The sequence below is a fragment of the Paraburkholderia bengalensis genome, assembly GCF_037126505.1.
Taxonomy (GTDB): domain Bacteria; phylum Pseudomonadota; class Gammaproteobacteria; order Burkholderiales; family Burkholderiaceae; genus Paraburkholderia; species Paraburkholderia bengalensis.
Genome location: NZ_JACFYJ010000002.1, coordinates 65,447 through 90,878, shown reverse-complemented (window position 1 = coordinate 90,878; position 25,432 = coordinate 65,447). Strand labels below are relative to the sequence as shown.

At 57.9% G+C, this 25,432-nt stretch carries 21 protein-coding genes and 1 pseudogene; 12 read left to right on the top strand and 10 right to left on the bottom strand.

Translation table 11 applies throughout. The annotated features are described in order from the left end of the window. Nucleotides 1-223 precede the first annotated feature (223 nt). From H3V53_RS02010 to H3V53_RS01990, 5 genes are all read left to right on the top strand, one after another. The gene (locus H3V53_RS02010; protein ID WP_336596479.1) at nucleotides 224-1,063 is read left to right on the top strand and encodes a MipA/OmpV family protein; all 840 of its coding nucleotides are present in this window, start codon (nucleotides 224-226) and stop codon (nucleotides 1,061-1,063) included. A 1,041-nt stretch (nucleotides 1,064-2,104) separates the two neighbouring features. Further along, nucleotides 2,105-3,460, top strand: coding sequence for a replication initiation protein (locus H3V53_RS02005; RefSeq protein WP_336596478.1), 1,356 nt, complete (start codon nucleotides 2,105-2,107; stop codon nucleotides 3,458-3,460). A gap of 84 nt (nucleotides 3,461-3,544) precedes the next feature. Next, nucleotides 3,545-4,696, top strand: a complete 1,152-nt coding sequence (locus H3V53_RS02000) for an AAA family ATPase (RefSeq protein WP_054922621.1) — start codon at nucleotides 3,545-3,547, stop codon at nucleotides 4,694-4,696. Between the two features lie 12 nt (nucleotides 4,697-4,708). Continuing rightward, on the top strand, nucleotides 4,709-5,677 hold the full coding sequence (locus H3V53_RS01995; protein ID WP_336596477.1) for a ParB/RepB/Spo0J family partition protein: 969 nt from the start codon (nucleotides 4,709-4,711) through the stop codon (nucleotides 5,675-5,677). A gap of 2,116 nt (nucleotides 5,678-7,793) precedes the next feature. Continuing rightward, complete coding sequence (locus H3V53_RS01990; RefSeq protein ID WP_336596476.1) at nucleotides 7,794-9,074, top strand: DUF445 domain-containing protein; 1,281 nt, start codon at nucleotides 7,794-7,796, stop codon at nucleotides 9,072-9,074. Between the two features lie 21 nt (nucleotides 9,075-9,095). Here the strand turns inward: H3V53_RS01990 and H3V53_RS01985 are convergent, their stop codons facing one another. Next, nucleotides 9,096-9,413, bottom strand: coding sequence for a hypothetical protein (locus H3V53_RS01985; RefSeq protein WP_336596475.1), 318 nt, complete (start codon nucleotides 9,411-9,413; stop codon nucleotides 9,096-9,098). A 99-nt stretch (nucleotides 9,414-9,512) separates the two neighbouring features. Between H3V53_RS01985 and H3V53_RS01980 the strand changes: the two genes are divergently transcribed. After that, nucleotides 9,513-10,016: an MOSC domain-containing protein gene (locus tag H3V53_RS01980; RefSeq protein ID WP_336596474.1), complete on the top strand. Its 504-nt coding sequence runs from the start codon at nucleotides 9,513-9,515 to the stop codon at nucleotides 10,014-10,016. Between the two features lie 121 nt (nucleotides 10,017-10,137). Here the strand turns inward: H3V53_RS01980 and msrB are convergent, their stop codons facing one another. Both msrB and H3V53_RS01970 read right to left on the bottom strand, forming a co-directional pair. Further along, nucleotides 10,138-10,590: a peptide-methionine (R)-S-oxide reductase MsrB gene (msrB, locus tag H3V53_RS01975; RefSeq protein WP_336596473.1), complete on the bottom strand. Its 453-nt coding sequence runs from the start codon at nucleotides 10,588-10,590 to the stop codon at nucleotides 10,138-10,140. Between the two features lie 462 nt (nucleotides 10,591-11,052). Next, nucleotides 11,053-12,075 (bottom strand): AraC family transcriptional regulator, encoded by a 1,023-nt coding sequence (locus H3V53_RS01970; RefSeq protein ID WP_336596472.1) that lies wholly within the window; start codon nucleotides 12,073-12,075, stop codon nucleotides 11,053-11,055. Between the two features lie 134 nt (nucleotides 12,076-12,209). Here H3V53_RS01970 and H3V53_RS01965 point away from each other — a divergent pair, with 134 nt between their 5' ends. From H3V53_RS01965 to H3V53_RS01955, 3 genes are read left to right on the top strand one after another with little or no spacing between them, the layout of a single operon-like run. Continuing rightward, nucleotides 12,210-13,124 carry a 3-hydroxyacyl-CoA dehydrogenase family protein gene (locus tag H3V53_RS01965; protein WP_336596471.1) on the top strand — a complete coding sequence of 305 codons (915 nt, stop codon included), beginning with the start codon at nucleotides 12,210-12,212 and terminating at the stop codon, nucleotides 13,122-13,124. Nucleotides 13,125-13,158: 34 nt separating this feature from the next. Further along, nucleotides 13,159-14,097 (top strand): 3,5-dioxohexanoate:acetyl-CoA acetone transferase, encoded by a 939-nt coding sequence (gene kce, locus H3V53_RS01960; RefSeq protein WP_336596470.1) that lies wholly within the window; start codon nucleotides 13,159-13,161, stop codon nucleotides 14,095-14,097. A 34-nt stretch (nucleotides 14,098-14,131) separates the two neighbouring features. After that, a complete protein-coding gene (locus tag H3V53_RS01955; protein WP_336596469.1) occupies nucleotides 14,132-15,499 on the top strand; it encodes an MFS transporter in 1,368 nt (455 codons plus the stop codon). Between the two features lie 511 nt (nucleotides 15,500-16,010). Here H3V53_RS01955 and H3V53_RS01950 read toward each other — a convergent pair. Continuing rightward, on the bottom strand, nucleotides 16,011-17,162 hold the full coding sequence (locus tag H3V53_RS01950) for an NHL repeat-containing protein (protein ID WP_336596468.1): 1,152 nt from the start codon (nucleotides 17,160-17,162) through the stop codon (nucleotides 16,011-16,013). A 1,776-nt stretch (nucleotides 17,163-18,938) separates the two neighbouring features. On the opposite strand from H3V53_RS01950, the gene H3V53_RS01945 reads away from it, so the two are divergent. After that, nucleotides 18,939-19,487, top strand: a complete 549-nt coding sequence (locus H3V53_RS01945; protein ID WP_336596467.1) for a hypothetical protein — start codon at nucleotides 18,939-18,941, stop codon at nucleotides 19,485-19,487. 467 nt (nucleotides 19,488-19,954) lie between these two features. Here H3V53_RS01945 and arsA read toward each other — a convergent pair. Both arsA and arsD read right to left on the bottom strand, forming a co-directional pair. After that, nucleotides 19,955-21,705: pseudogene (arsA, locus tag H3V53_RS01940) on the bottom strand (arsenical pump-driving ATPase). Between the two features lie 13 nt (nucleotides 21,706-21,718). Continuing rightward, nucleotides 21,719-22,084, bottom strand: coding sequence for an arsenite efflux transporter metallochaperone ArsD (gene arsD, locus H3V53_RS01935; protein WP_336596466.1), 366 nt, complete (start codon nucleotides 22,082-22,084; stop codon nucleotides 21,719-21,721). Nucleotides 22,085-22,354: 270 nt separating this feature from the next. Between arsD and H3V53_RS01930 the strand changes: the two genes are divergently transcribed. Together H3V53_RS01930 and H3V53_RS01925 are read left to right on the top strand one after the other, a co-directional pair. Then, nucleotides 22,355-22,873, top strand: coding sequence for a hypothetical protein (locus H3V53_RS01930; RefSeq protein ID WP_336596465.1), 519 nt, complete (start codon nucleotides 22,355-22,357; stop codon nucleotides 22,871-22,873). 66 nt (nucleotides 22,874-22,939) lie between these two features. After that, nucleotides 22,940-23,287, top strand: a complete 348-nt coding sequence (locus tag H3V53_RS01925; RefSeq protein ID WP_336596464.1) for a carboxymuconolactone decarboxylase family protein — start codon at nucleotides 22,940-22,942, stop codon at nucleotides 23,285-23,287. Between the two features lie 71 nt (nucleotides 23,288-23,358). Here H3V53_RS01925 and H3V53_RS01920 read toward each other — a convergent pair whose 3' ends face one another. From H3V53_RS01920 to H3V53_RS01905, 4 genes are all read right to left on the bottom strand, one after another. Continuing rightward, a complete protein-coding gene (locus tag H3V53_RS01920; RefSeq protein ID WP_419539396.1) occupies nucleotides 23,359-23,880 on the bottom strand; it encodes an aspartate carbamoyltransferase in 522 nt (173 codons plus the stop codon). Between the two features lie 278 nt (nucleotides 23,881-24,158). Further along, entirely contained in the window at nucleotides 24,159-24,590 is a 432-nt protein-coding gene (locus H3V53_RS01915; RefSeq protein WP_336596463.1) for a YeeE/YedE family protein, read from the bottom strand. Between the two features lies 1 nt (nucleotide 24,591). Continuing rightward, nucleotides 24,592-25,026 carry a YeeE/YedE family protein gene (locus H3V53_RS01910; RefSeq protein ID WP_336596462.1) on the bottom strand — a complete coding sequence of 145 codons (435 nt, stop codon included), beginning with the start codon at nucleotides 25,024-25,026 and terminating at the stop codon, nucleotides 24,592-24,594. Nucleotides 25,027-25,042: 16 nt separating this feature from the next. Further along, nucleotides 25,043-25,360, bottom strand: a complete 318-nt coding sequence (locus tag H3V53_RS01905; RefSeq protein ID WP_336596461.1) for a metalloregulator ArsR/SmtB family transcription factor — start codon at nucleotides 25,358-25,360, stop codon at nucleotides 25,043-25,045. Nucleotides 25,361-25,432: the final 72 nt, after the last annotated feature.

The window sequence follows — 25,432 nt, the reverse complement described above, 5'->3', positions numbered from 1 at the left end:
CCGATTTGACTAGCCAGACAACTATATAGATAGGTGCGGCAGGCGATGTTGCTGGGGATGAGGTTTCGCGGACGTATCGTTTGCGGGTTGTTTGCTGCGAAAGGCACGAAGACGCGTTTTCGGCTCAATGCGATCGCCTCGCGCAAATGCGCAAAATTTGCCGATCAGGTACGAGGATTGCTGCTGTCGCGTCAGCCAATTCACAACGGAAACGTTCGTCGACATGACAAAGCTACCGGTCTATGCCAGCCTCGCTTATTTGATCTGCGGCGCGCCCGCAGCCGTGGCGCAAACGCCTTCGCCCCTTGGCGAATGGCAATATTCGGCCGGCATTCCGCTCGAAAAGCTGTTTCAGCCGAACCGGCCAAACTGGGAAGCACGAATTGGCATCGGCGCGACCTTCGAGCCGCGTTATGACGGCTCCGATCGTTACCACACGCTCGTCGGCCCCAGCACGGACATCCGCTACAAAGACCTCGCCTTTCTGTCGACGGGTGAAGGGCTCGGCGTCAATGTGATCCAAGGTCCGAACTGGCGCGTGAGCATCGCCGCCGTCTATGATCTGGGCCGGCGCGCGCACGATGATCCCACGCGGCTCGATGGGCTCGGCAACATCAACCCCGCGCCGGAGGCCAAGCTGGCGGGCGAATACGTCGTGTCAAAGGAATTTCCGCTTGTGTTTCGTGGGGCCGTGACGCGCAGCTTCGGCGGATCGAACGGATGGGTGGCAGACCTTGGCGCCTACATGCCGTTGCCGGGCAGTTCGGAACACTTTTTCTGGTTCGCGGGCCCGTCCGTGACGTTCGCCGATTCCAAATATATGAATAGCTGGTTTGGCGTGAGCGCAACGCAGGCAGCCGCTTCCCGCTATTCGCCGTACGACGCGAGCGCCGGGTTGAAGTCGGCGGGCTTCGGCGTCACGATGATCTGGTTCGTCAACAAACACTGGTTTGTTACTGCGGACGGCGCACTCAAGCGCCTGCTTGGAAGCGCGGCCAACAGCCCTATCACGCAGTCCAAAACGAACGGCGTGTGCGACGTCTCCATCAACTATCAGTTTTGAAGTGCGATGCGTTGGGCGGGGTTCGATTGAGCGACTTTTCGACATGTCCAGAGCCGCTTGATTACCTGGTGATCCTGAACGTTCAAGTGAAATTGCTTGGCGTTTGCGGTGTTGCAGCTGTTCGTCGCGGGTTTTTCTGACGTTTCTGGACGATCGTAACCGCGGTGCTGCTGCGCCGGGCCGCTTTTCGCTACGCTGTGCCTCCGGAGATTGCATCTCCGCATTGGCTTACAGATGCCTTCAGGAGAGCGCTATTTATCGTAAATAGGACTGTGCTCGTTCCATCGTCCCCATTTGGGGTGTGCGATTCGCAACCGCCGCGCGTGGCTGCTCGGCGCCCGAGTTCATGTCCCCATTCGGGGTGGCGAAGCGCGAAATCCCTTACGCCTCTTGAAGTTTGTTGGCGTATCGTGCTCCATGATCGTTCGCACGGGCCAATTTGACGACGAAACACGCGCGAATGTCCCCAGTTGGGGTTGCGTCGGCAGCAGATGGCGCGCTGAGATCTGATGTCCCCAGTTGGGGCGTGGCGGTTGCACGGCGGGGAAGCATGCGGCACTTATTTACGGTAAATACATTAGACCAATTCGAGCGGGGAGCCGGCTTCGTCCAATTTTGCTTCGTGTCTTCAGGGAGTTAGCCGGCATCGTTCGCGTGGTCTCGAGTTCGAATCTCGGTGCAACAGCGTTAGGCCCGTGTCTTTATCGGTTCGATTTCGGGATGGAAAACAACAACATGAGCGTTTCGTTGTCCCCGTTTAGGGTGTCTTGATGTTTGTAAACCGTTTGGTAAACAACGTTTACATCGTTTACAGCAACAGAAGCCTTATCCGGTAAGGGAGAGCGAGCACAAATGTCTCCGTTTGGGGTGGCTTCTGTCCCTGACTGGGGTGCCATTTCAGACTATACGTCCCCTTCTGGGGCGTTTCGCGCCCCCAAACGCGGTGGAATCGTCCCCTTCTGTGGTGACTGAGCGAAAGGGGACGTTGAGCTGCGTCGTTGTCGCGCGAAAAATGCGGAAGCTTCCGGATGCGCGGTATCAATGTCCCAGCCGGTGATTGCAAGCTGGGGTCATTTAGCGCACAATCCCGGCATGCCGAGATCCATGCCGACTGACGTCCGTACCGAAAGCGTCAAAAAGCACGTTGCCGCGATCCACACGAGCGGGGACCTTTCGCTGCTCGAGCGGAAGCTGTCCAACGTGCTGCTGCTGCATTCGTACGACAATCTGTTGAACACGAGAACGCACCGTCTTCCGGTGCGCACGCTCATGCTCGTGCTCGGCTGGACGGAAAGCGAAAACACGGAAAAGCTCCGCGAGGCGCTTCGGCAGCTGGTCACCACGGCCGTCGAGTTCAACGTGATGGACGACGGACGCGAGCGATGGAGCGTCATGCCCATCTTGTCGTTTGCAGAGATTCGCGCCGGCGTCTGTTCGTATCGCTATGACGAGGCGCTCGCCGAAAAGCTCTATGACCCGTCCATTTATGCGACGGTCAATCTTGGCGTACAGCGCAAGTTCTCAAAATCGCACGCGCTGACGCTCTACGAAAATTGCCTGCGTTTTCAGAAGGTTGGGTCAACAGGTTGGATCGAGCTGCCTGTACTTCGAAAGCTGTTGGGCGCCACCCAGGAGTACTACGACGATTTTCGTCGTCTGAACAGCAAGGTTATTCAGAAGGCCGTCAAGGAGATCAACGACGTCTCGGACATCAACGTCGACGTGGAATATCAACGGCTAGGACGCTCAGTAACGGGCGTGAAATTTCTGATTCGCCAGGGCGCGCAGCAGTCGCTTCTGACGCCCGAAACAGAAGACGACTTTGCTCACGTGCGCGATAGCGAGATCTATCGGAAGCTTAGGGCGCACGGCATCGGCGATAAGCTGGCTCTGAGCTTTGTCATCGAGGATGAGGAGCGCGCGCGCCTTGTGGTTCAACTCGCCGAGGAAAAGGACCGCAAAGGCCAGATCAAGCGGTCGACAGCTGGCTTTATCCGGACGCTGATCGAGAACAAGGCAGATGTTTCTGAACCGGAATACGAAAAGGATAAGCGGGAAAAGGCTCAGAAGCAGGCGGCAGCCGCGCGGTCGCGGACGCTGGATGCACGGCTTCAGGAATTGCGCATCGACTTCGATCGTCTGCAGTGCGCCGTGGCAGTCAAGGCGCTGACGCAGGACGACAAACGCGCCTTCGCGCGTCAGTTCATCGAAGGTGACGGTACCAAATACGCCCGCGAATTCCGGCCAGACAGCCCGGGACTGTTCTCGGGCTCTGTTGGTCGCGTGAATTTCGCGTCCTGGCTCAGAAACCGCGTGCGACCCGAATTCGACGCGGCCAAGTTCGACGCGTGGCTTTCTGAGAATCACCAGGACGTTGCGTTGCAACGGAATTCATAAAAATCCCGTTTTTCCGTTGAATAAATGGCTTTCTGTCGAGCCATCTGATATAAGCTGACTGCATCGTCTCTTGCGGATCAGCTAATGAACATTACTATTCAAGATATCGTCGATCAGGCCGCTCGCGCCACTGACATCGTCTCCCAGGTTCGGGGCCGCATGCTGGCGCCGAATGCCCGCAAAAACCCGCCCGTCTTCAACGCCTCCCAACTAGCCGCGCTCTGCGAAGTCGACAAGAGCCAGATCACCTATCGCACCTCGAAAGGCGATCTGCCGCCCGGTACCGTCAACGCGACGGGCTCGCGGCGCGAGTTCTCACTGCCCGAAGCACGTTCCTGGGTTCGCGCGTATCGCGGCAATGCGCTGCGCCCCGACAGCGCGCCGGCCATGACGGTTGCGATCGGTAACTTCAAGGGCGGGGTCAGCAAGACCACCACTGCGATGACGTTGGCCCAAGGCCTGAGTCTGCGAGGTCATCGCGTGCTCGTCATCGACACCGATCCGCAGGGTTCGCTCACAACGCTGTTCGGCATTCTTCCCGATACGGAAGTCGAAGAGGATTCGACGATCACCGCACTGGCAACGGGCGATCAATCGAGCATCGAGTACGCGATCCGCGAAACGTACTGGGATGGCATTGATCTCGTGCCGGCGTCGTCGTCACTCTTCAATGTCGAGTTCATCTTGCCGAGCCGCCAGATGAAGGAACCGGACTTCGAGTTCTGGAACGTGTTGAATTTGAGCCTGGAGCAGGCGCGCAGCAACTACGACGTGATCATCATCGACACGCCGCCGGCACTGAGCTACGGCACGGTCAATGCGTTCATGGCCGCCGACGGCCTGATCGTTCCAACGCCGCCGAACGCGCTCGATTTCGCGAGTTCGGCGCAGTTCTGGACCTTGTTCAGCGACCTCGCCTCGAATCTCACGGCTGAGACGAACACCGACAAGTCTTTCGAGTTTATTCACGTGCTGCTCTCGCGCGTTGATCCGGCTGATGCAGCGGCGGGAGTGGTGCGCGAGTGGATTTCGGCGACGTATGCGGAAAAGGTTCTCCCCGTCGAGATTCCGAAGACGGCGGTGACGGCTGCGAGCTCGGCGGAATTCGGCACCGTGTATGACATCTCGCGCTACGACGGCAATGCGAAGACGTACCGACGCGCACGCGAAGCCTATGACCGCGTGACGGAGATCGTTGAGCAATCCATTGTGGCCTTCTGGGCGAAGTCGAAATAAAGGGAGGAGTAAATGTCGATCAAGGACAGGCTTGCGAAAAAGACTGGCGACCTGATGGTACCGGCTCCGTCCCAGGAAGCGTCGGGTCGAGGTGCTTCGCCGCGGACGGCGCCCGGTCAGATGCTGGCGTTTCGTAGCGCGATGCGCGAGAGTTCCGACCGCGTCTCGCAGCTTGAGGCGCAGCTCAAAGAATACGACGGATCGGTGCCTATTCGTGCGCTCGACCCGAAGACGATTCGCGCATCGAAGTGGGCGAACCGGCAGGATTTTGGCGATGAGAGTTTTGCCGAGCTGAAGTCACTGATCGCGGAGGCGGGCGGAAATACGCAACCGATCAAGGTGCGGCCATCGGGGGACGGCGACGACTATGAAATTGTCTTCGGACACCGCCGACATCGCGCATGTCTAGAACTGGGCCTGCCTGTGAACGCGATCGTGGACCGCGAAATCACGGAGCAAGGTCAGTTTGTCCAGATGGATCAGGAGAACCGGGCGCGCAAGAATCTGAGCCCGTGGGAGCAGGGCGTCTGGTACAAGCGCGCGCTCGACGATCAACTGTGGCCGTCGCAGAACGCAATGGCGAAGGCATGTGGATTGTCGCAGGGGAATATCTCTAGCGCGCTGCTGGTCGCAGAGCTTCCTGCGGAGATCGTCAGTGCGTTTCCGTCTCCGCACGACATCCAGTTTCAAGCGGCACGCAAGTTGTCCGTTGCGTTGAAGAAGACGCCTGAGGAGATCATGCAACGGGCGGTGGAGCTTGCGGATGGTCCGTCGCGCACTGCGCCGGAGGTGCTTTCTGCTTTGCTTGGCGCGGCGCGTGCGCCGACTCCCGCTAGAAAAGAGGAGGAGGTCGGGATTCAACGCAAGGGGGATCTGCTTGTGATCCGGTTGCGTGCGAGCGGGGTGCCGCAGGACCGCGTGGAAGAGTTGCGTCAGTTGATCACCGGGTTTCTTGAGGATGTGCAGTCGTCCGGTGAATGATGGTTAATGCGTCACCCGCCGGATCGTCGGGCGCGCTTGTAAGATGGTTCGTGAAGTGCGGTGTTGTTTCGAGGCGTGGTGCTCTCCACGCCTTTCCCTCCTCGGTCTGAAAGACCCATCCCCTTGAGGTTCTGTCGATCGTCTCCGGATATGGCCGTCGGAGGCGTAGAGTCGTTTGCCGGAGGGCGAGCATTGGTGCTGCGGTGGGTTATTTACGGTAAATAGGTGCGATGCGCTACCGTGACACTTGCGTTCTCGGTTCGACGCTCGCTAACGTCGCCGCCTACCGGTTATTTACAGTAAATAGTCTCGGGCGCCCGCGCTGCGCCGAGGGCAGAACTGCGGGTCGGCCGCGGTTATTTACGGTAAATAACCCCAGCGCATTCGATGCTCGGCACCACATCAACGACGGGCGGATCTACCTCTGACGAGACAGTTGCGGCTCGCGCTGCCATCTGCGGTGATCAAAGACAGAAGCGGAATAGGTTGGAGGAACGTTGCCTGAACGAAGGCCCTTCGCCTTGTGGACCAAAAGCGGCGAGACGGGCGATGCGCCTCCGACAGCCGCGTTTGGCGCCCAATCCCATGCATGCATCGCGACAGGTGCAGGCCCGTTACGCTGATGACTATGCTTTGCCGCGCGTCAGTGAGCTAGCCGGCTATAGAACGGAAGAGGCAAACGATCCCACGCACGATCACTAACCCGGATTTGCCGGTAAGGACCAGCGCCATCACGATTTCCACGAGCGGGCCTTACTGTAGGCCTCGTTCCGAAGCCCTTATGCGGTGAAGATGTGCCCCCTCGACTCGACGGACTCGAGCTTTTTGGGCGGATATATTCCTGCGCCGCTCGGGTGACCTGATTTGATCAACGCGGCGGTGCGAGAGTCGGCAACGCTTAAAGCGACAAAGCCGTAGTTCGCACTCGATGAGCCGATATCGCATCCGTCGGATCGATGACGAGTTAATGCAAAGCGTCGCGTCGCGGCAAAGCACGGGCCGAATCTCGCATTGACAGAACCTTATGAAATCTGGCCTCCCAGCTCGCATTTAGCGCGGCAACCGTTCGCGGCAAACGGTCTATTCGGGCTGCACCAACCCGTGTACGCGTGTACGAATTCTCAATGCCGCTCCGCCATCGATCGATTCGGCACCAAGGCATCGCCGCCACGACGGACCTTGCGATCGGGTTCTCGACGCCGAGTCGCGGACATCGATCCGCCAGCCTCGCCACAGCGACTTAAACAACGGCAAGGGCGCGATAAATCGCGGTCGCTTCCTAGCACGCGGCCGTCACTTGCATAGAGATTGCCGCACTGACGACTGCGAGGCTCAGGTGCCGCTGTTCGCAGAGCTACAACCAGCCAAAGCCGATCGCTAACGGCAGACAGTTTATTAAGGCGATGTTTTCCTATCGCGTGCAGCGGAGAACCCGAACAGAAGCTTGAGTCGCTCGCCTCGCAAAATATGTGTGGACGATCCCATCGAGATCGGACAGCCAAACTAGAGAATTGTTGGCTCATCACTGCGATGAGCGACCAGACATAAAGCCGAAGCTCCCTGCGAAATGCACACTGGGCAAGACGGTAAGAAGTCCTATTGAATGCATCGGCGATTACGGCGATGCCCAGCCCGCCGCCGCGTCGCACGAACGGCGAGCCACCATATAGCACCCAAGCGGTACGCCCAGAAACCGCCAACGTGTTCTTAACCATACCAAACCGCACAGAAAAACTTTTGCCGACAACAACTTGCCGCCGAATCCGTGAAACAACCTTAAGAAAACCCTGCATAGGAAGAAACCTTTATAATGCAATGAGTTAGCCAATCAAACCCCGAATGTTTCACGCGTTTTGCGCTCGAACGTGAGATATTTTGCGGTAAATCGCCGATTCGACGATTTTCTTCCTCGCACCGCTTAAACCGTAACGTTCGATACGTATATCGTTGTATTTAGAACGAATCGAGGGGTTGCCAACGGTCAAGAGCGCCCAAGAACGCCCCGAATCATCCGCCGTCGCCGCTGCAAGGGGCCGCACAATATCCATCAGGCGCGAAGGGGCGGCTGGAACGTCTCCTGCGAGCGCCACCCGACAGAAACCATCCCACCCAGCCGATGAACAAAGAAGCCGAGCTCAAACGCGCCAAGCAACGCGCGACGCTGTTGCTGCTGGCCGCCACCGCCATCTTCGTCGCGACGGCGTTCATGCAACGAGGCATGTGGATCGACGGGATCAAGGCCATCGCCGAAGCGGCGATGGTCGGCGCGTTGGCCGACTGGTTTGCCGTCGTCGCGTTGTTCCGGCGCGTGCCCATTCCGGGCGTCGCGGCGCACACGGCGATCATTCCGCAGAACAAGGAGAAAATCGCCGACAACCTCGCCCTGTTTGTGCGCGAGAAGTTTCTGGACGAGTCTTCGATCATCGGCTTGATTCGCAAGCACGACCCCGCGCAAAGCATCACAAACTGGCTATGTGTCGATAGCAATACCCAGCGTCTCGGCGATTACGTCCTGAAGCTGACGGGCGGCATCCTCGAATTGCTCGACGACGCGCGCATCCAGACGTTCATCAGGAATGCGCTCGACGCGATGCTCGACAAAATCGATCTGTCGAAGGCAACGGGCGCGATTCTCGACACGCTGACGCGCGACGGCCGTCACCAGCAACTACTCGACGACGGCATCGATCATCTGATGGCGCTGCTGCGCGAACCGCCTGTGCGTGCGTTCATCGCGGAACAGATCGTCGACTGGCTGAAGCGCGAGTATCCGACCCTCGAAAAGATCATGCCGTCTGAATGGCTTGGGGAGAACGCGGCCAAGGTCGTCGCCGATACGGTGAACAATATGCTGCTGCGCGTGAGCGAAGATCCCGCCCACAAGCTGCGGCACAAATTCGATGAGGCGGCTGCGCGACTGGTCGTTCGACTAAAGTCCGATCCGGCGTTTCTGCAAAAAGGGGAGGAAATCAAGCGCTATATAAAAGACAGCGAGAATCTCGCGCTCTACGTGAAAGATATGTGGAGCGAACTGCGCGACTGGCTGCGGCGCGATCTCGCGCGCGACGATTCCGTGCTGCGTTCGAAAGTGGCCGCGATGGGCCGGTGGATCGGGCGCGAGCTGGCGCAAGATGAGTCGTTGCGCCGGTCGCTCAACGCACACATGGAAGAGGCGGCCCGGGCGATGGCGCCGGATTTCGCCAGCTACCTGACGCGCCACATCAGCGATACCGTGAAAAACTGGGATTCCCGCGAGATGTCGCAGCAGATCGAGCTGAACATCGGCAAGGATTTGCAGTACATCCGCATCAACGGAACGATAGTCGGCGGATGTATTGGCTTGCTGCTCTACGCGAGCTCGCAACTGTTTGCGTACGCGCGGCTGCACGCATGGTAGCGGACAGGCGCCGACGTCCCGTTACTGCGCCGCGCGCTTTTTCTGCTGCGCGCATTCCTGCGTGAAAACCATGCTCGCCTGATCGGGCGTCATGGCCGCGCCGCTGTACAGCCTGTCGATCATCGCCGTGACGGCCTGTTGATCCGACGCCTCCTTGTAGTACTTCTGGGCCTGCGCCAGCGCCTGCGCCTTGCTCTTTTTGTGAAGGCGCCAGGACGCGACCTGGCCCGCGATATCGCCGATCGCGAAGCACTGGTCGGCGACCGTTTGCGCATACGCCTGCATCGAAGGTTGCGCGAGGCAGACGGCGAGCGCCGCCGTGGCTACTGCTCGTTTCATTTCCGGTTCCTGTTATCAGATGGGCGATAGTATAAAGACGGGCGCCGCTTCGATTGAGCCCGGCGCGCATCGCTATTGACCCTTTTCTACCGTCCACTCATGCCGTTGAACCCTGCGTCGCCGCTCGCCCGTCTGATCAACGGCCCTGTCCATCCCGGCAAGATCGTCTGGATCGGCTTGCGGGCGCGGCGAAAAGTCGCGATGTCGGTGGTCGAGGCGGCTCAGATCGATTTCGACGCGGGCCTCGTCGGCGATCATTATGCGAGCCGCGGCGGCGCACGGCAGGTCACGCTGATTCAGGCCGAGAGTCTGCGCAGCATTGCAAGTCACCTGGGACGCGACGACATCGACGCGTGCGACTTGCGGCGCAACATCGTCACGGAGGGCATCAATCTGATGGCGCTGAAAGACCGGCAATTCCGGATCGGCGAAGCCGTGCTGCAAACGACGGGCGATTGCCATCCATGTTCGCGCATGGAAGACGTGCTGGGCGCGGGCGGCTACAACGCGGTGCGCGGCTTCGGCGGGATCACGGCGCGTGTCGTGAAGGGCGGCGCAATCCGCATCGGAGATCGGATTGAAGCGCTGCCCGTGTCGGACTAGCGGTTCGGAGGAATGTATCAAACGCGGCGCGGACAACGGCCCCACGGCAACAAACGGCCGCAGCCGCGCCGACAGCATGTGTGGCAGCATACCATTTCGCCGGCAGGCTGCCCGCGACGCATTACTTCTTCGCGAGCTCGAACAGACTCCGATATTGCCCGTAGCCTTCTTCTTCCAGCTTTGCGACAGGGATGAAGCGCAGCGACGCTGAATTGATGCAGTAGCGCAGCCCGCCCGCTTCGCGCGGACCATCTGGAAACACGTGGCCCAGATGGCTGTCACCGTGTTTCGAGCGCACTTCCGTGCGGATCATGCCATGGCTCATGTCGCGCAACTCGACGACATGCGTGTCCTCGAGCGGCTTCGTGAAGCTCGGCCAGCCGCAGCCGCTGTCGAATTTGTCCAGCGACGTGAAGAGCGGCTCGCCGGATACGACGTCGACATACAAGCCTGCTTCCTTGCTGTCCCAGAACTCGTTGTAAAACGGGCGTTCCGTCCCGCTTTCCTGCGTTACGCGACGCTGCTCGGGTGTCAGACGGGCCAATGCTTCCGGGGTTTTGTCATACGCGGGCATCTGTGAATCTCTCCTTGATGGGCGCGGGCACTGGGGCGCCAAGGCTGGCGCCGCCGCTGGCGGGCTTCATATATATGGGCGGTGTCGATACGCACAAGGATACGCAAATGTCCGGCGGGCTGCAGCCCGCATGCAATACGGCGAATGGGCGAATGTTCGCTAACAATGCGAGCGTTCCCGACGGAGAAAAGATAGCCTTTCCAGGAGGGGTAAGGTTCCCCGGCCAAACGTGTGAAATAAGACCGGGAACGTATTTGGGACGGCAGGCCCGAGGCGTCCTGTCTCGGCGATGTTTCACCCCTACCACGTCGCGAAAAGATTGCGGTGCTCGCCGCTTCGGGCACGCTTTTTCCGAGGGGGGCAACTCGAATGGGCCGGAAACACATGGAAATCAAGCCATCCTGCTTGCCCTGTTGCCTTCGCCTCGCGAGCTGCCCTTACCTTGGCATCGATTGGCAGGTGCTAACGAAAATCGCTAGGTGCCTTTCCTGTCCAACGCTTGAAGGCGCGGCGGAAATTCGATGTTTCACTGAAGCCTACGAGGCTGGCGATATCGTCAGTGCTCAGCTTGGTTGTTCGAAGATACTCCGTCGCTAGCGAGCATCGAACATCGTCAGAAATCTGTGCAAACGTAGTGCCTTCAGACTCAAGATGTCGGCGCAGGGTTCTCGGAGTCATGCTGAGGACGTCGGCTGCTTCTTCCATTGACGGGAAGTGTCCGGGCGTACACATCAGCAACTGATATACCTCACCGGCTGTGCCAGACGATGTTTTGGTCTCGCCGATGAGTCGGTCGCATGTTTCCTGGAGCAGGGTCGACGTCAGTCGATGGGCGAGTTGTGGTCTCTGGTCGAGGATGGATGCGGGATAGTAGAGCTCGCATTCATTCTGGTCGAAGAAGCAGCGGCAACCAAGATGCTCTTCGTAGATGGTGGCATGAGGGGGGGCAGGATACGCAAAGCATGCTTTTATTGCCGCCGTGTCCCGGCCCGCGACATCTTTGAGATGGATGACGTGCTGAGCGAACTGTTGCTCGATGAGGAACTCCTTGAGTTCGCGCGACGGGCCCGTGATGAATGCGTCCGGGAAGACCCATACTGCTGCATCGGGCTGCTCTCGCCACTGAATTGTCAGTGTAGGCGTCGCGAGCTTGTGGTACTTAACCCCAAGGTTGAAGAAATCTCGAATCGTTACGCTGCACATTAGTGCGTAGCCGTACATACCGTAGGCAGAGAGGTGCATCTTGCTCCCCACCTTGAACGGCGTCGCGGGGTCCCGGGACAGCCGGACGGCATTCCGGCATACGCTCAGGTACTGCCTTACCGAGGTAAGCCGGTCTGGATTGTGAATTTCTTCGGCTCCAAGGCCGCTGCCACGGAGTGCGTCTTCGGGCGCAATCCCTTGTTCTGCAAGGGTCTCCACCAACATCTCAATCTTGTACGGCGCGTAAATGCGCTCATTCAGCAACGGCAGCCTGGCTGACACGTTGTTCCTCCCATGTCCCATTTAGATACAATCTTGTCCGAAAAAGAGCTTATCGCATAAGTCCCCTCTGCATAGTATCGGCTCCAAGTGCGCAATTTCGCCGTTGTCTGATTGCGCCAACATTGGAGACACAGGTGCAAAGGAATTTGAAAGTAGCCGTTGTCGGCGCTGGCCTGATGGGGCATGGCATCGCTCAGGTGTTTGCAACCGCAGGGCATGAGACGACCCTCACCGACACGAGCAAGGACGTCTTGAAAGCCGCGCGCGGCTACATCAAACACAATCTCGAGCAGATGAAAATCGAGTCTGACGTCGTGCTCGAGCGCATTCATCTGTGCGGCGACCTGGCCGAAGCTGTGTCCAATGCAAATCTGGTCATCGAGGCTGCTTCCGAGCGTATCGAACTGAAGCAACAACTCTTTAAACGCATCGCGGACGCCGCACCGCAGTCGGCGATTCTGGCAAGCAACACCTCCGTCATCCCCATCACCAAAATTGGCGAGCACCTTGAAAACCAGGCTCGCTTCCGGCTGGTCGGAACGCACTGGTGGAACCCTCCTCACCTTGTGCCACTCGTCGAGGTCGTCGCGACGAACTACACAGCGGATTCGGTTTTCGATGAGACCTTCGAAATCCTCCGTGAGCTGGGAAAGACGCCGGTTAAGGTCTATAAGGACGTGCCGGGATTCATCGGCAACCGGTTGCAGCACGCTATGTGGCGCGAAGCTATTTCGCTCGTCGAGCGTGGCGTGTGTGACGCGGAGACCATCGATACGGTCGTTAAGCAGAGCTTCGGCATGCGCTTACCCGTACTGGGGCCCATGGAAAACGCCGATCTTGTAGGCCTCGAACTGGCCTGCGCGGTCCACCAGATTATTTTTCCGGACCTGGATTGTGGCAAAGAGCCGTCTCCCATGCTTGTGGACCTGCTTGAAAAAGGCCACGCCGGCATGCGCACTGGAAAGGGACTGCGGGAATGGACGGCTGACCAAGCGGAAGAAGTGTGCCGCCGTCTTGCTCTACATCTCATCGCCGCCGGTGACAGTTAAGGCACCAGACATTCGAGAAGCATCCGGAGACACCATGAGTTCGACGAACCGCAAGGTCATCATTACTTGCGCTGTAACAGGCGCTGTTCACACTCCGACCATGTCGGAGTACCTGCCCATCACACCCGACGAGATTGCGGAGCAATCCATGGAGGCTGTGGAGGCTGGCGCAGCGATTCTTCACCTGCATGCCCGGGACCCGAAGGATGGACGCCCATCGCCTGAACCGGCGCTGTTCAACCAGTTCATCCCCCGGATTGAGGAGGCAACCGATGCCGTCATCAACATCACAACGGGCGGCAGTACACGCATGACGCTGGAAGAGCGCCTTGCCTATCCGCTGCAAGCGAAGCCCGAGATGTGTTCGTTGAACATGGGTTCGATGAACTTTTCGATTCACCCGGTCGCGCGCAAGATTTCGAGCTGGAAGTATGAGTGGGAGCAATCCTACGTCGAAGGCATGGAAGACCTCATCTTCCGCAACACGTTCGCGGACATCAAGCACATCCTTTTGGAACTGGGCGAGCATGGCACGCGCTTCGAGCTCGAATGCTACGACGTTGGTCACCTCTACAACCTCGCGTACTTCGTGGACGAAGGCCTTATCAAGCCGCCATTTTTCATCCAGTCAATCTACGGAATTTTAGGCGGTGTAGGTCCCGACCCGGAGAATCTCGCCATGATGCGGACCGTCGCGGACCGCCTTTTCGGGCGCGAATGCTACGAGTTCTCCATCCTTGGCGCAGGGCGTCATCAGATGCAGCTCCTGACGATGGGCGCAATTATGGGTGGCAACGTTCGGGTTGGTCTCGAAGACAGTATCTACCTCGGCAAAGGAACGAAGGCGCAATCGAATGCAGAACAGGTGCGGAAAATCCGTCGCATCCTCGAAGAGCTTTCCTTCGAGATTGCCACGCCAGCGGAAGCTCGCGAGATTCTCAAGTTGAAGGGCCGCGACAAGGTCGGGTTTTAGTCAACAACTTGTGACGCCATAAGATATTGGAGACATGATGGGCCCCTCACTTCACTTGAGTAACGACACCTATGGCCGGTCGACAGTCGATGCAACGACAGAAGGTGCCGTCTATCGAAAGATAACACTGCGTTTGATGCCGTTGCTGTTCGTATCCTATCTCCTCGCGTTTCTCGACCGCATCAACGTGGGATACGCGCAACTGCAGATGAAGACGGACCTTGGGTTCTCGGACGCAGTGTACGGGCTGGGCGCAGGCATTTTCTTCCTGAGTTATCTGCTCTTTGAAGTCCCGAGCAATCTCTTGCTGGAGAGAGTCGGTGCCCGTCTGACGATGTTGCGCATCATGTTCCTGTGGGGCATCACATCGGCGGCAACGATGTTCGTGGCGTCGCCTACGCAGTTCTATGTCGTACGTTTTCTGCTCGGACTCTTCGAAGCAGGATTCTTCCCGGGCATCATCCTGTATCTGACGTATTGGTATCCAAGTACCCGACGAGGAGCGGTTACCGGACAGTTTATGTTCGCAATTCCAGTCGCCGGCATCATTGGAGGACCCATTTCGGGCTGGATAATGTCGCACATGGGCGGAGTCGGCGGCTACGCAGGTTGGCAGTGGATGTTTCTCATCGAGGGCATTCCTACCGCTATCCTCGGGGTGGTGTGTTTCCTTGTGTTGAAGAATCGACCTTCCGAGGCACCGTGGCTAACTGAAAGCGAAAAAGCGGTCGTGCATCAGGTACTTGAGTCGGATACCGGACGAGTGAAGTCGCGCCACACAAGCCCCTCTGGTGAGTTTCGGCAGGCAGCGACGGACCCACGTGTTTGGCTTTTAGCTCTGATTTACTTCGCGACCGCTTGTGCGAACTATACATTCACGTTCTGGCTGCCGACGATGATTAAGGGGCTGGGCGTCAGTGACCTGGCGATGGTCGGCTGGTATTCTGCCATCCCCTATGCATTTGCCGGTGCCGGTGTTCTACTGGTGAGTAAGAGCTCCGACAAACTCAAGGAGCGTCGGTGGCATGTTGGGGGCTCGCTCATCATTGCTGCCATCGGACTCACTCTCACACCGCAGTTGCACAACTCACTTGCACTAACGCTTGCATTGCTGTGCTTTGTCGGCTTCTTTCAGTTCGGCGCGGGCATCGCGTTTTGGGCTATCCCGCCTACGTATCTCAACACAGATTCGGCAGCCGTTGGCATTGGCCTTGTGAGCTCGATTGGCGTAATTGGCGGTTTTGTCAGTCCAACGCTGTTGGGCTTTATCAAAACCCAGACAGGAAGTCTGTCAAATGGCATCTACTTCATCTCGGCAGTGATGGTGGTCGGTGGACTGGCAGTGCTCTTTGCATTACCGAAAAATGCCGTACGAGTCGGAGTTGCAGTCGACAGCCGGTAAAACAGTGACTCGGCCCGCAATCGCCGTGCGGCAGCTGTCGATGCAGGCGTGTGGCCTCCTAGCGCTTTTCGCAGCGCACTCGGCGTTCGCCGGCGCGCACTACACGGAGTCAAATCACTTCCAGTTTTATTCTCGATGTCCAGTCTCTCGGACACGCGCGAAAAGATGGCTCCCGGGAAATCGCCGTTGACTGTGTAAATTGCTCCGCCAATTATCGCCCCGCCAGCAAAGTCGCGGACCCCTCAAATGTGCCTGCCACTGCCGAACGTGTGCACCGATATGCCAATGGTCTATAAAGTCATATTCGCCGGAGCTTCCTGCATCGGCAGTTCGCCTTGCGAAGGAGCAGGTAGGCCTTGGCCTCAGCCAGGCTCGACGTCCTGATACCTCACTCACTTGCCCCCAAATCGCCACGTTCGCATTCGTCATCGCTATCGCGCTAAACGTGCCCGCCGGCGGCCCGGCCGGTCCAAGCACATTGGACCGAAGCCGCCTTGCCATCTGCGGGGCTCTACCGCCCCGTATATTGGAGCGTCGCGGGGTCCGTGCTCCGGAAAATCAGGAACCACGGCGACTCCAGCACTCCACCGGCCTGAACGATAACGTCGCACTGATTTGTCGCGATATTGCAACGCCTCACTTGTCCCGCCGTATCTCCACCGCCACCTGTGATAGGAACAAAAAGCTTGGATTCGGGCCCGAAGAGAACCGCCTGCGCATAGGCCCTCGCAAGAATGGCCTGAGCTGCCGGCTTGGATGAGTCCCAAACCCATAGTGGCAATGCATAGAGAAGTTTACCCGTCTTGCCATTGAGCTTTAGTATTCTGTCGACGTCGGTGGAGTCGGGAGAGTTATCCCGAAAGCTGGTCACCCACAGGTTACCTGCGTTATCAAACACCAAGCCTTCTGGACGGTGCAACCTTGGCACTGTGGTAGTTGAAGCGAACTCGTCTACGAAACGCATGGTCGTCGCATTGAATCGCAAGATGTACCCAGCGAGTGGGTCGTATAGCGCGTCAGTCGGGTCAAGACAGCCCACAGCAGAGACATAAAGCAGGCCGTCCGGTCCGAACACCATACCTCTCGGATGGAATTCCTTATGAAATGCCTGCCGGTCGAGATTGCCTTTAAACGCCCCTGCATTGTCATATACCTTGACATTGCCTTCGTTTGTGCACTTCTTCGACTGGTCGCCGATATCAGCAACATAGAAGGCATTGTCTGGTCCTCCGCGCACAATGCCTTGCGGAGCAAAGGGTGCGTTGCGGTCGCTAGACGCGACGAGCTTGCCGATGAAAGTGCCAGTGACGTCATCGAAGCGCAGAATTTCACCGCGTTGGCCCGAGCTTCCTCCTGAGCTCGTATTCTGATTAACAACCACGAGTTGCCCATCAGTAAAAATCATTCCTGTCAGGCCTTTTAGACCAGCACTCTTTGGGGCGATGAACGTTCCGCTGAACGCCCCGCTTGTCGCGTCGAAAGCTTTCACTGAATTGTCACCTACGTCACCGATGAACACGTTATCGGCAGTGGCCGTCTGGGGGACCAGCCAGGAAACACTCACAACGACTAGGAACAGTAATACTGAGCGCAGTGCGCCTCGGTAGCTAAAACGACGTCTTGTCGGGGCGCCATGGACCGATGAAAGAAAAGACGTACTCATTTGATGCCTCCATTCGTTTTTACTGCTTGATTGCCAACAAGAACGTCGAGTAGGACCAGCGAGGTAAGCTCAGCGAAGGCAACACCCTATCCACCGTCTGTCTGCGTCGGCGACGCTGATTTGTCGGCGGACGAACCCGTCGCGCCCGAATCACCTCCGCCACATGCCGACAAGGTCGTTGCGACCAATATGGCGAATCCTGTTGCATGAAATGCTTTTTTTAGGAACGAGAGGAAAAAGTTCATGGCGAATTCCAGTGGGCAACGTCGTTGGGACCACCTCAGCGGGGAATGCGACTAATGCCTACCCTGCTGTTCGTGGCGAACAACAACAATCGTGGGGCATGCCTTGATTGCCTCACAGAGCAAAAACCAGCGTGTCAGCGACTACGCCGAACGACACAGTCAATGGTCCTGTCGCATAAGCACGATACGAGAAGAACGGTAGCGCGAGCGGAGGAATGCTGGCGGACGTATTGGCAAGCTGCGTCACGTGTAAAGCGCGGAATTAGCCCTCGAGATTGGTCTTAGCAATTCAATTGACAGCAAAAACCGGCCTTTAATATCTTTAAAGCACTCTCATGTGGCAAACAGTATAGTTCGCGCGTCGTCAGAAATTACCGCCTCTGTGTTTTTTCCGGTGGCGTCTGCGTTATGGCGGAGAATCGCTACCAAGGCGGACTAACGTTAAAGATTCTTTTGCATCGGTTCGAAGGGCTCCGCTCGAAATTCAGAACTCCTTTTGTTGCTTGAACTCCTGCTCGACATCGGCCTGCGTCAATTCTATTTTTATCATTTCATGTGGAGTACGACTCGTGGCTTCGCATAAAGATTTGTTTGTGAAACAACGGCAGTCACTGTTACGCTTCATGTAGTCAAACATGGCCACAACCAGCAGACGGCTCCAACAAGTGACCGGTTATTCCGGGAAGGTGGGGCCAGCGAATAACACTGAATGTTATTCGCCGCTTTAGCTGTGCGCTTTTCAACATGGACTTTTTTAAACCACGCGACTAACGGTTGCGACGGATTGCAGATTGGCATCCTTATTCCGCACTAGTTCATCGGTATGCCGACGCGAAATCTATATACTTGGGTTGCAATCAACAAAACGGTGCCCTAGGCTTTGCGCATATTGAACGCGATATTCCTCGCCTCATCGTGAGCTTGCTGGTGCTCGGGGCGGTGTAGTGAATCAGGAAATCGGCGCGTATGGACACCTGCTTCCCGCATACTTTCTCTCTTTTCCCTCAGTAGCGCTTTTGCGCGCCATCTTAGGCGCACGCGTGCACTTGTCTCTGTCGATATCAACTGCAGAGGACAATTGCGCTCGCCCCTTTCATGGTCCGCCCTGAGTGGAGGTGGCATAACGTGCGAAGCCCACGGTCACTCATCAAGTCGCCAAGATAAAAGCATCGCCAAAACTCCGGCCAACTTATTGTGCCGCTGCCATCCGGCATCGCGTTGACCATTGTCTGCCCTCTCTTCGAGCACCGTCGCGCGGAACGCCGGCTCTCGCTAGAAAGCACGTTTTCGTATGTTGGAGGTTGCTATGGAAGACCTACTGGCGTCTCTTAAGAAAACTCTGCAGACATTGGCAATCACCGTATTGCTCGCGACTGCATTTGCAGGCTGTGGGGGCGGCGACAGCGGCAATTCCACCACTGCTTAAACATCAGCGCTTAGTGCAGCTTCCCCGGCGCAATCCGTCAATCCGCAAGTCATCCCGCACAATGCCGTTTATCGAGGCAAAACGTACAGGCAGTGGGCGCTCGCGTTGCCAGTCGATGGTCCCCTTCCTCACCCGTTTCTGGATTGCAGTCGCCCCATTTCGGCAGGTCAAAGCGGAAATGTCTGGTATCGGTCCGCTCCCGACCTCCCTGGTGAAGTCTGTGACCAGTCAGCGACGATTATTCCCTCAGGCACTCCCATCTTTCTGTCCACGCTTGATGACGAGGCGTCATCGCTCGACGCGCCGCCCTTCAATGACACCACGGCGGCCGGCCAGCTGGCGATTGCCCAGCAATTTGCTAACTACATCGAGGACTTGTTCGTGACCGTCGATGGAGTGCCGGTCACCGATGTGACGGCGTATCGGACGACCACCGCCCAATTCACATTTGACGCTCCCACGCCGTGGATTTCCAACACGACCGGCGGTATCGGCACAGGCGTAGGCGACGGTTATTTCCTTATGCTCAAACTGTTCTCCCCTGACCCCCATACGATTCATTATGGCGGCCGGTTCCATATCCCGGAGAGTGTCTTTGGAATGCCGGTGGACATTGCGAAGGACACAACCCTGATGATTACCGTTGGACGTTAGAGCCCAGGACTTGAATAAGACCCGACCTATCGCGGCGCCGGAAATATACTCCGTTTTATGGGCTGATGCATGGCAGCCGGTGCATGCAGGGCCGCTCACGGCGCTGCCGCAAACACTACCGCCTTCAAGTCAGCAGGGATTCCGTGATAGAGGATGAGGCCCATATGACATCCGATTTAGCTCGTCAATTCGCTAATCAATAACGTCGCTGGATGGCACGAAACTCAACAAGCACGCTTTTTCAATTGTCCCGGTTCTATGCAAATCGTTGTCCGAGCCAGCTCGGTCTCAAACATACATCACATATTTCCGTAGGCGGGACTGCATGATGATGAGACGCGGGCGCATTCGAGTGAAAGTTCGAGATGGGCGGCTAAGGTTCGTAGAGACTGTGGCGTCTGAGCACCGGCCAGCGTACGGTCGGGTGATTGCCGGCGCGTGCTGTCCGCTACGAGCCGTTTCATCGGTCAATGTCCGCGGGCCAGCTCTTCAAGCCCGCGTAGACCAACGGGCGGAGTGGCCTGCCACGGCAACAACACAGCCCGTTTCGCGTCCTGCTTCACCACGCGCTCGATGAATGGCACCTCGTAGCGCTCTCGTTCGGCGAGTGCCGGGTCGTGGGTGCCGCTTGCGAGCAGACTTTGCTCAATGACCCAGGCATACGGTTCAATATGGGCCCGGCGAAGGTCGGCTTGTAGTCGCTCCGCCTCATGAACCGGTGTCGCCTCAGGAATCGTCACGATAAGTACGCGCGTAAACTCGGGGTCACGCAGACGTGGCAGAAGCTGGCGAACCTCGTCTGGCATATCGCCCTGGGTGCGCATGACTTCGCGATGGTAAGCCTCCGCTGAGTCCATCAGCAGGATGGTGTGTCCGGTCGGGGCCGTGTCGAGTATCACGAACGCGTCCCGGGCCTCATCCACCGTTCGCGCGAATGCGCGAAAAACAGCTATCTCCTCGGTGCACGGCGACCGCAGGTCTTCCTCGAGCATCGCCTTCCCTTGGGCATCGAGCTGAGTCCCGGCCTTGGCAAGAACCTCATTGCGATAGCGGTTGACTTCCAGTTCCGGGTCGATGCGACTCACGCTCAGACCCGGCAGCGACTCCTGGAAAGTCCACGCCACATGCGCGGCCGGGTCAGTGGTCGAAAGCAGGACTGCGTGTCCGCGCTGAGCCAGTTCCAGTGCTATCGTCGCAGCAACCGTCGTCTTGCCGACGCCACCCTTGCCCATCGTCATGACAAGGCCATGCCCCGCTTTCTCAAGGTCGTCAACAAGCGGCACGAGGCCGCCGGGCAACTCCACGCTCAACCGGACATCTGTTCTCGGCGCGGCAATCTGCTCCGGGTGCAAATACGCCTTTAACGCGGTCAGCCCAACCAATCCTTTGGGAATGAAGCCCGTTTCCGCGGAAGGGCTGCGAGACCCGGCGGCATCGCCTTTATCGCTACGCCCTGCTGTTCTTCCATCGCGCAAGCAATGTCATCGTCAGATGAGACAGCCTTGAAAACACCATTCACGGCGAGCACAAGATTTCGGACCCCGAGGTCGGCCAGTTCGATACGGGTTCGCTCCGCCTCACGGAATGCAGATGCCTCTGGTCGTGTCACGAGGACGACAATAGTGCGGTCCTGGTTGGTCAGTTCGGCAACGGCCGCTGCGTACAGTTGCCTGTTTTGCTCAAGGCCCGTCAGAGGTCCCAGGCACGAGTTGCCGGTTGTGTTTGTCGACAGAAAGTTGCTCCATGCAGACGGCAGTGTCAGCAAACGCAACGTGTGCCCCGTGGGTGCGGTGTCGAAAATGATGTGGTCATACGCATTCGTGGTGGCGCTACCGCCCAACAGGTCGGCAAAGGCGTCGAACGCCGCTATCTCGAGGGTGCAGCCACCGGAAAACTGTTCCTCCATGCTGCGAATTGCCGCATCGGGCAACACGCCTCGATAAGGGCTGACCGTACGCTCGCGGTAGGCCGCCGCAGCGAGTTCCGGGTCGATGTTCAGCGCGTGGAGGTTCGGAACCTGGGCAATTGGTGTCGGCCGCCCGGAAAGTCGAGTTTCGAGCACCTCATCGAGATTGGACGCCGGGTCGGTGCTGACCAGCAGCACGGTCTTACCCTTTTCGGCCAACTGCAGCGCCGTTGCACACGCGAGCGACGTCTTACCGACGCCGCCCTTCCCGGTGAAAAAGAGATGGCGAGTTGTAACGGCAGGAAGTGTCATATCGGTGCGCCGGTTAGCATTCGCCAGGCTTGCAACCGCAGGCTCCGACCTTGATGTGCGGCTTGTCGGCGGCGGAAATCTTGAGGCCCAGTTTCTGGATCAACTGGGCACGTGACGGATAGACCCCGACAGAGATAATCCGGCCATCCACCGTTGCGATGGGCAGGCGGTCCATACCCGCATGCAGCTCCCGGACCACTTCCGGATTGGCCGCAAAGGCAGCCGCATCGTGTCCGAGGCCGTGCCGGACGACTTCGACACCATGTTCAGCAAGCCAACGAACGTCAGCGCTGAACTGAACAAGCGTCGGGTCGACGTCGACGCCGCACACACCCGTCGCGCAGCACATGGCCGGTTCAAACACTTCAAGTTTGCTCATCGTCGCTCCTACGAAATTTGCTTGTCCAGCCGAACGGCAGCCGTGTCCACCTCGGTCATGCTCGTCCCTCTGAAGGACGAGTCATTGACCTCGGTCAAGTCACAGACGATGGAACGGCGTTTCCCCGCATGGAAAATCAAATCACTTGCTCCTCGACCGCAGCCGCTTCGTTGACGAGCGTCAAGGGAAGGTCGCTGCTGACATGTAGCCTTGTGTGCACGATGACTGCATACGCTCTGTCGTCGAGTCGCTCGTCCACAGGGAGGAGATATGAAAAAGCTTCTGGTTGCGATGGCTGCCGGTATCGCATTGACATCCCCCGTCCTGCAAGCTGCGCCCAAGGACACAGGTGCGCCGCAAGGCAGTTCAAAAACGCCACCCGCCGGCGCTGCAGAGTTCGACAAGAATCTCGGCCAGCTCCAGCAGCAAATGAAGACAATGCAAGCGCAGATGGACCAGATTCGCAACACACAAGACCCTCAGGAACGCCAGAAGCTACTTGAGCAGCACTGGGCCACGATGCAAAGCGCGATGACGATCATGCACGGGATGTGGGGCCCGGGGATGATGGGCCACGGAATGGGCCCAGGCATGATGGGTGGCGCTGGGCCCGGGATGATGGGAGGCTGGGGTCATATGGGTGGCTACTACTCACACCTGACGCCCGAGCAACTGCGGCAGCGTCAATATATGACTGACCAATACTTGCGGATGCAGCAGGAGATGATGAATAACATGATGTTCCAGCAGCAATACCGGATGGGGCCACCGCCTGCCGGCGCGCAGTAGACATACTGGAGAACCGAATATCGACGACATTCCAGCCTCAAAAGCTCGCCACCTACAGGAGCGAACATGAGCGGAAATGCCAACTACAAAGACCTGACAGGGGCGGTATCGGTTCAGATGCGAGCGATGCGCGCGTCACAACCCGAGTTGATGACGGCATCCGGGCAACTCGCTGCGGCTGGGACAAAGGACGGGGCGCTGAGCCGAAAGACGCGGGAACTGGTCGCGTTAGGGATTGCGCTTGCCTGCCGTTGCGACGACTGCATCGGCTTTCACGTCCAGACGCTGGTGAAGCTGGGCACGACAAAGGCCGAACTGGAAGACGTGCTTGGCACTGCCGTCTATATGGGAGGCGGCCCATCGATGATGTATGCCACCCATGCGTTGAGAGCCTTTGATGAATTCTCGCTCTGAAATCAACCGCCCGGATGTGTACCAGTGTCTGCGGTGCAAAGCAGCCCCCGAAGAGGACCACAGCATGGCACTCATGGCGGCGTCATCCCTTGGTGATGATGCATATGCCCATCCATCGCGTCAGCGCCGTGGTCCGAAAGCTGTGCGTCGAACCATTCGTGAAGTGACGACACTAATTTTGGGTCATCGCTGCGATAACTAAGCTCGCCTCCACCTTCAATGTCCTTGTACGCAATCGATACCTGACCGGGTTTTGCCGCTCTGAGTTGCGCCAATCCAGGCATGTCGGTTCCGTGAGTCCGAGCAGGTCCCGAAAAATCACCACGCTGGAACTGCGTCTGGATTTCACGCAGGTGCGTACGAATCAGCCGAATCTGGACGCTGTCGGCTGGGTTTTTCGCAATCACCTGCTGGATTCCACCATCGACCGATTTGGTGAAGATGTGGGTCGTGGCCTCGAGGCTGAACGGCATAACCTCCGCACCTCGCTGCGCGACCTCTGCCTGACGTTGAGCGTCCGCCGCGAACGATTCAAACGGCGCGGCCAAGCCCGCCATCACCATTAGCGTAGTAAAAAATATGGTCTCTTTCATTGCATGAGACTCCCGCGTGGCCAACCTGTGCCTGATTGCCCTATTCCCGCAGACAGACCAGCAGCAAGTGGAGCTAGCGGCGAAGCGTCGGCCAAATCGAGGCGAAGAACAAAGAGCGGTAAGGGGAGTGCCACGATGGCACCGCCAGCACCCGTCAGCGCGAGAATCAGGCCGACGACATCTCCCAGAGACATCCTCCTGCAATCAAGCTGTCCGTTCGTCTGCCTCACAAATCCGCCGCATTTGTGCGGACCGCGCTCAAATGAGTGTGCAACTACTCAGGCCTGCTGTCGACTCAGCTTCGCACGTTCGAGAAGCTCGAACACCATCATGCCGCAGAGCATCGCAGCCACAAAACCCCACGCCTTCGGAAAGCCAGCGCCCATGGCGACCAGTGCGGGCCCCGGGCAGAATCCTGCAAGCCCCCAGCCAACGCCAAACACCGCGCTTCCCAGTACCAGTCTCAACGTCACGGCGGTACCGGCTGGAACCTGCATGGGCAGGCCCAGCAGCGATTTTTCGCGGCGTTTAGCAAACACGAACGCAATAGAGCCTACGGCTATTGCCCCAGCCATCACGAATGCAAGTGACGGGTCCCATCGTCCCGCGAGGTCGAGAAATCCTAGCACCTTCGCGGGATTGGCCATGCCGGACACCATCAGGCCGACGCCAAACAGAAGGCCGGAAAGCAAAGCAGCGAGCAAACCCATTTCAGCCTCCCAGCAGATGTCTGGACACGAATACGGTCAGAAAACCGCTTGCCATGAATGTAGCCGTCGCGATAATCGAACGGACGGAGCCACGCGAGATGCCACAGACACCATGACCGCTTGTGCAACCGCTCGCGTAACGCGTGCCGATGCCAACCAGAAAGCCCGCGACAAGCATTTCGCCCCACCCGGCCTGAATATCAGGCGCGACCGGATTGCCGAGCAGACTTGCCAGCACAGGTGCCCCGATTAGCCCTGCGAGAAAGGCGACACGCCAACCCACATCTTTCTGAGGCGTGCCCAGCAGGTCACCGAGAATCCCGCTGATGCCGGCGATACGTCCGTTGAGCAAAACAAGCACAGCAGCCGCAGCGCCAATCACCAGGCCGCCAGCCAATGACAGACCGGGTGTGAAACTCGCGATATCAATCGACATGGCCCCCTCCTCATCTTCATTTGGCACAGAACTGTTCGTACAGCACATTCATGACCGCAATTGCTTCCTTGCTCGCGATGGAATAAAAGATACTTTTCCCTTCCCGGCGTGTCTCGACAAGCGCGTTATCGCGAAGTACGCCGAGTTGTTGGGAGAGCGTGGGCTGTCGTATGCCCAACTGTTCTTCCAGGTCGCTCACACACAACTCGCCCTGGGACAGCTGGCACATCAGAAGCAGCCGGTCAGGATTAGCCAGTACCTTCAGGAGCGCACTGGCTTTCTCTGCCGAGGCCTGCATCACCGAAAGGTCGATTGAGGCGGACTTCTTCCTCATATCTCATCCTATAATTTACATAATCATAATATATTGAATTATAGATTATTTGTGAATAGAATGGGAGCATCT

Excerpts from the sequence above, each read along its gene's own strand:
- H3V53_RS01955 (WP_336596469.1), top strand. The coding sequence starts at position 14,132 with ATGATGGGCCCCTCACTTCACTTGAGTAACGACACCTATGGCCGGTCG.
- arsD (WP_336596466.1), bottom strand. The coding sequence starts at position 22,084 with ATGAGCAAACTTGAAGTGTTTGAACCGGCCATGTGCTGCGCGACGGGT.
- H3V53_RS01910 (WP_336596462.1), bottom strand. The coding sequence starts at position 25,026 with ATGTCGATTGATATCGCGAGTTTCACACCCGGTCTGTCATTGGCTGGC.
- msrB (WP_336596473.1), bottom strand. The coding sequence starts at position 10,590 with ATGCCCGCGTATGACAAAACCCCGGAAGCATTGGCCCGTCTGACACCC.
- kce (WP_336596470.1), top strand. The coding sequence starts at position 13,159 with ATGAGTTCGACGAACCGCAAGGTCATCATTACTTGCGCTGTAACAGGC.
- H3V53_RS01980 (WP_336596474.1), top strand. The coding sequence starts at position 9,513 with ATGCCGTTGAACCCTGCGTCGCCGCTCGCCCGTCTGATCAACGGCCCT.
- H3V53_RS01985 (WP_336596475.1), bottom strand. The coding sequence starts at position 9,413 with ATGAAACGAGCAGTAGCCACGGCGGCGCTCGCCGTCTGCCTCGCGCAA.
- H3V53_RS01930 (WP_336596465.1), top strand. The coding sequence starts at position 22,355 with ATGAAAAAGCTTCTGGTTGCGATGGCTGCCGGTATCGCATTGACATCC.
- H3V53_RS02000 (WP_054922621.1), top strand. The coding sequence starts at position 3,545 with ATGAACATTACTATTCAAGATATCGTCGATCAGGCCGCTCGCGCCACT.
- H3V53_RS01920 (WP_419539396.1), bottom strand. The coding sequence starts at position 23,880 with ATGAAAGAGACCATATTTTTTACTACGCTAATGGTGATGGCGGGCTTG.
- H3V53_RS01905 (WP_336596461.1), bottom strand. The coding sequence starts at position 25,360 with ATGAGGAAGAAGTCCGCCTCAATCGACCTTTCGGTGATGCAGGCCTCG.
- H3V53_RS01950 (WP_336596468.1), bottom strand. The coding sequence starts at position 17,162 with ATGAGTACGTCTTTTCTTTCATCGGTCCATGGCGCCCCGACAAGACGT.
- H3V53_RS02010 (WP_336596479.1), top strand. The coding sequence starts at position 224 with ATGACAAAGCTACCGGTCTATGCCAGCCTCGCTTATTTGATCTGCGGC.
- H3V53_RS01915 (WP_336596463.1), bottom strand. The coding sequence starts at position 24,590 with ATGGGTTTGCTCGCTGCTTTGCTTTCCGGCCTTCTGTTTGGCGTCGGC.
- H3V53_RS01925 (WP_336596464.1), top strand. The coding sequence starts at position 22,940 with ATGAGCGGAAATGCCAACTACAAAGACCTGACAGGGGCGGTATCGGTT.
- H3V53_RS01990 (WP_336596476.1), top strand. The coding sequence starts at position 7,794 with ATGAACAAAGAAGCCGAGCTCAAACGCGCCAAGCAACGCGCGACGCTG.
- H3V53_RS02005 (WP_336596478.1), top strand. The coding sequence starts at position 2,105 with ATGTCCCAGCCGGTGATTGCAAGCTGGGGTCATTTAGCGCACAATCCC.
- H3V53_RS01995 (WP_336596477.1), top strand. The coding sequence starts at position 4,709 with ATGTCGATCAAGGACAGGCTTGCGAAAAAGACTGGCGACCTGATGGTA.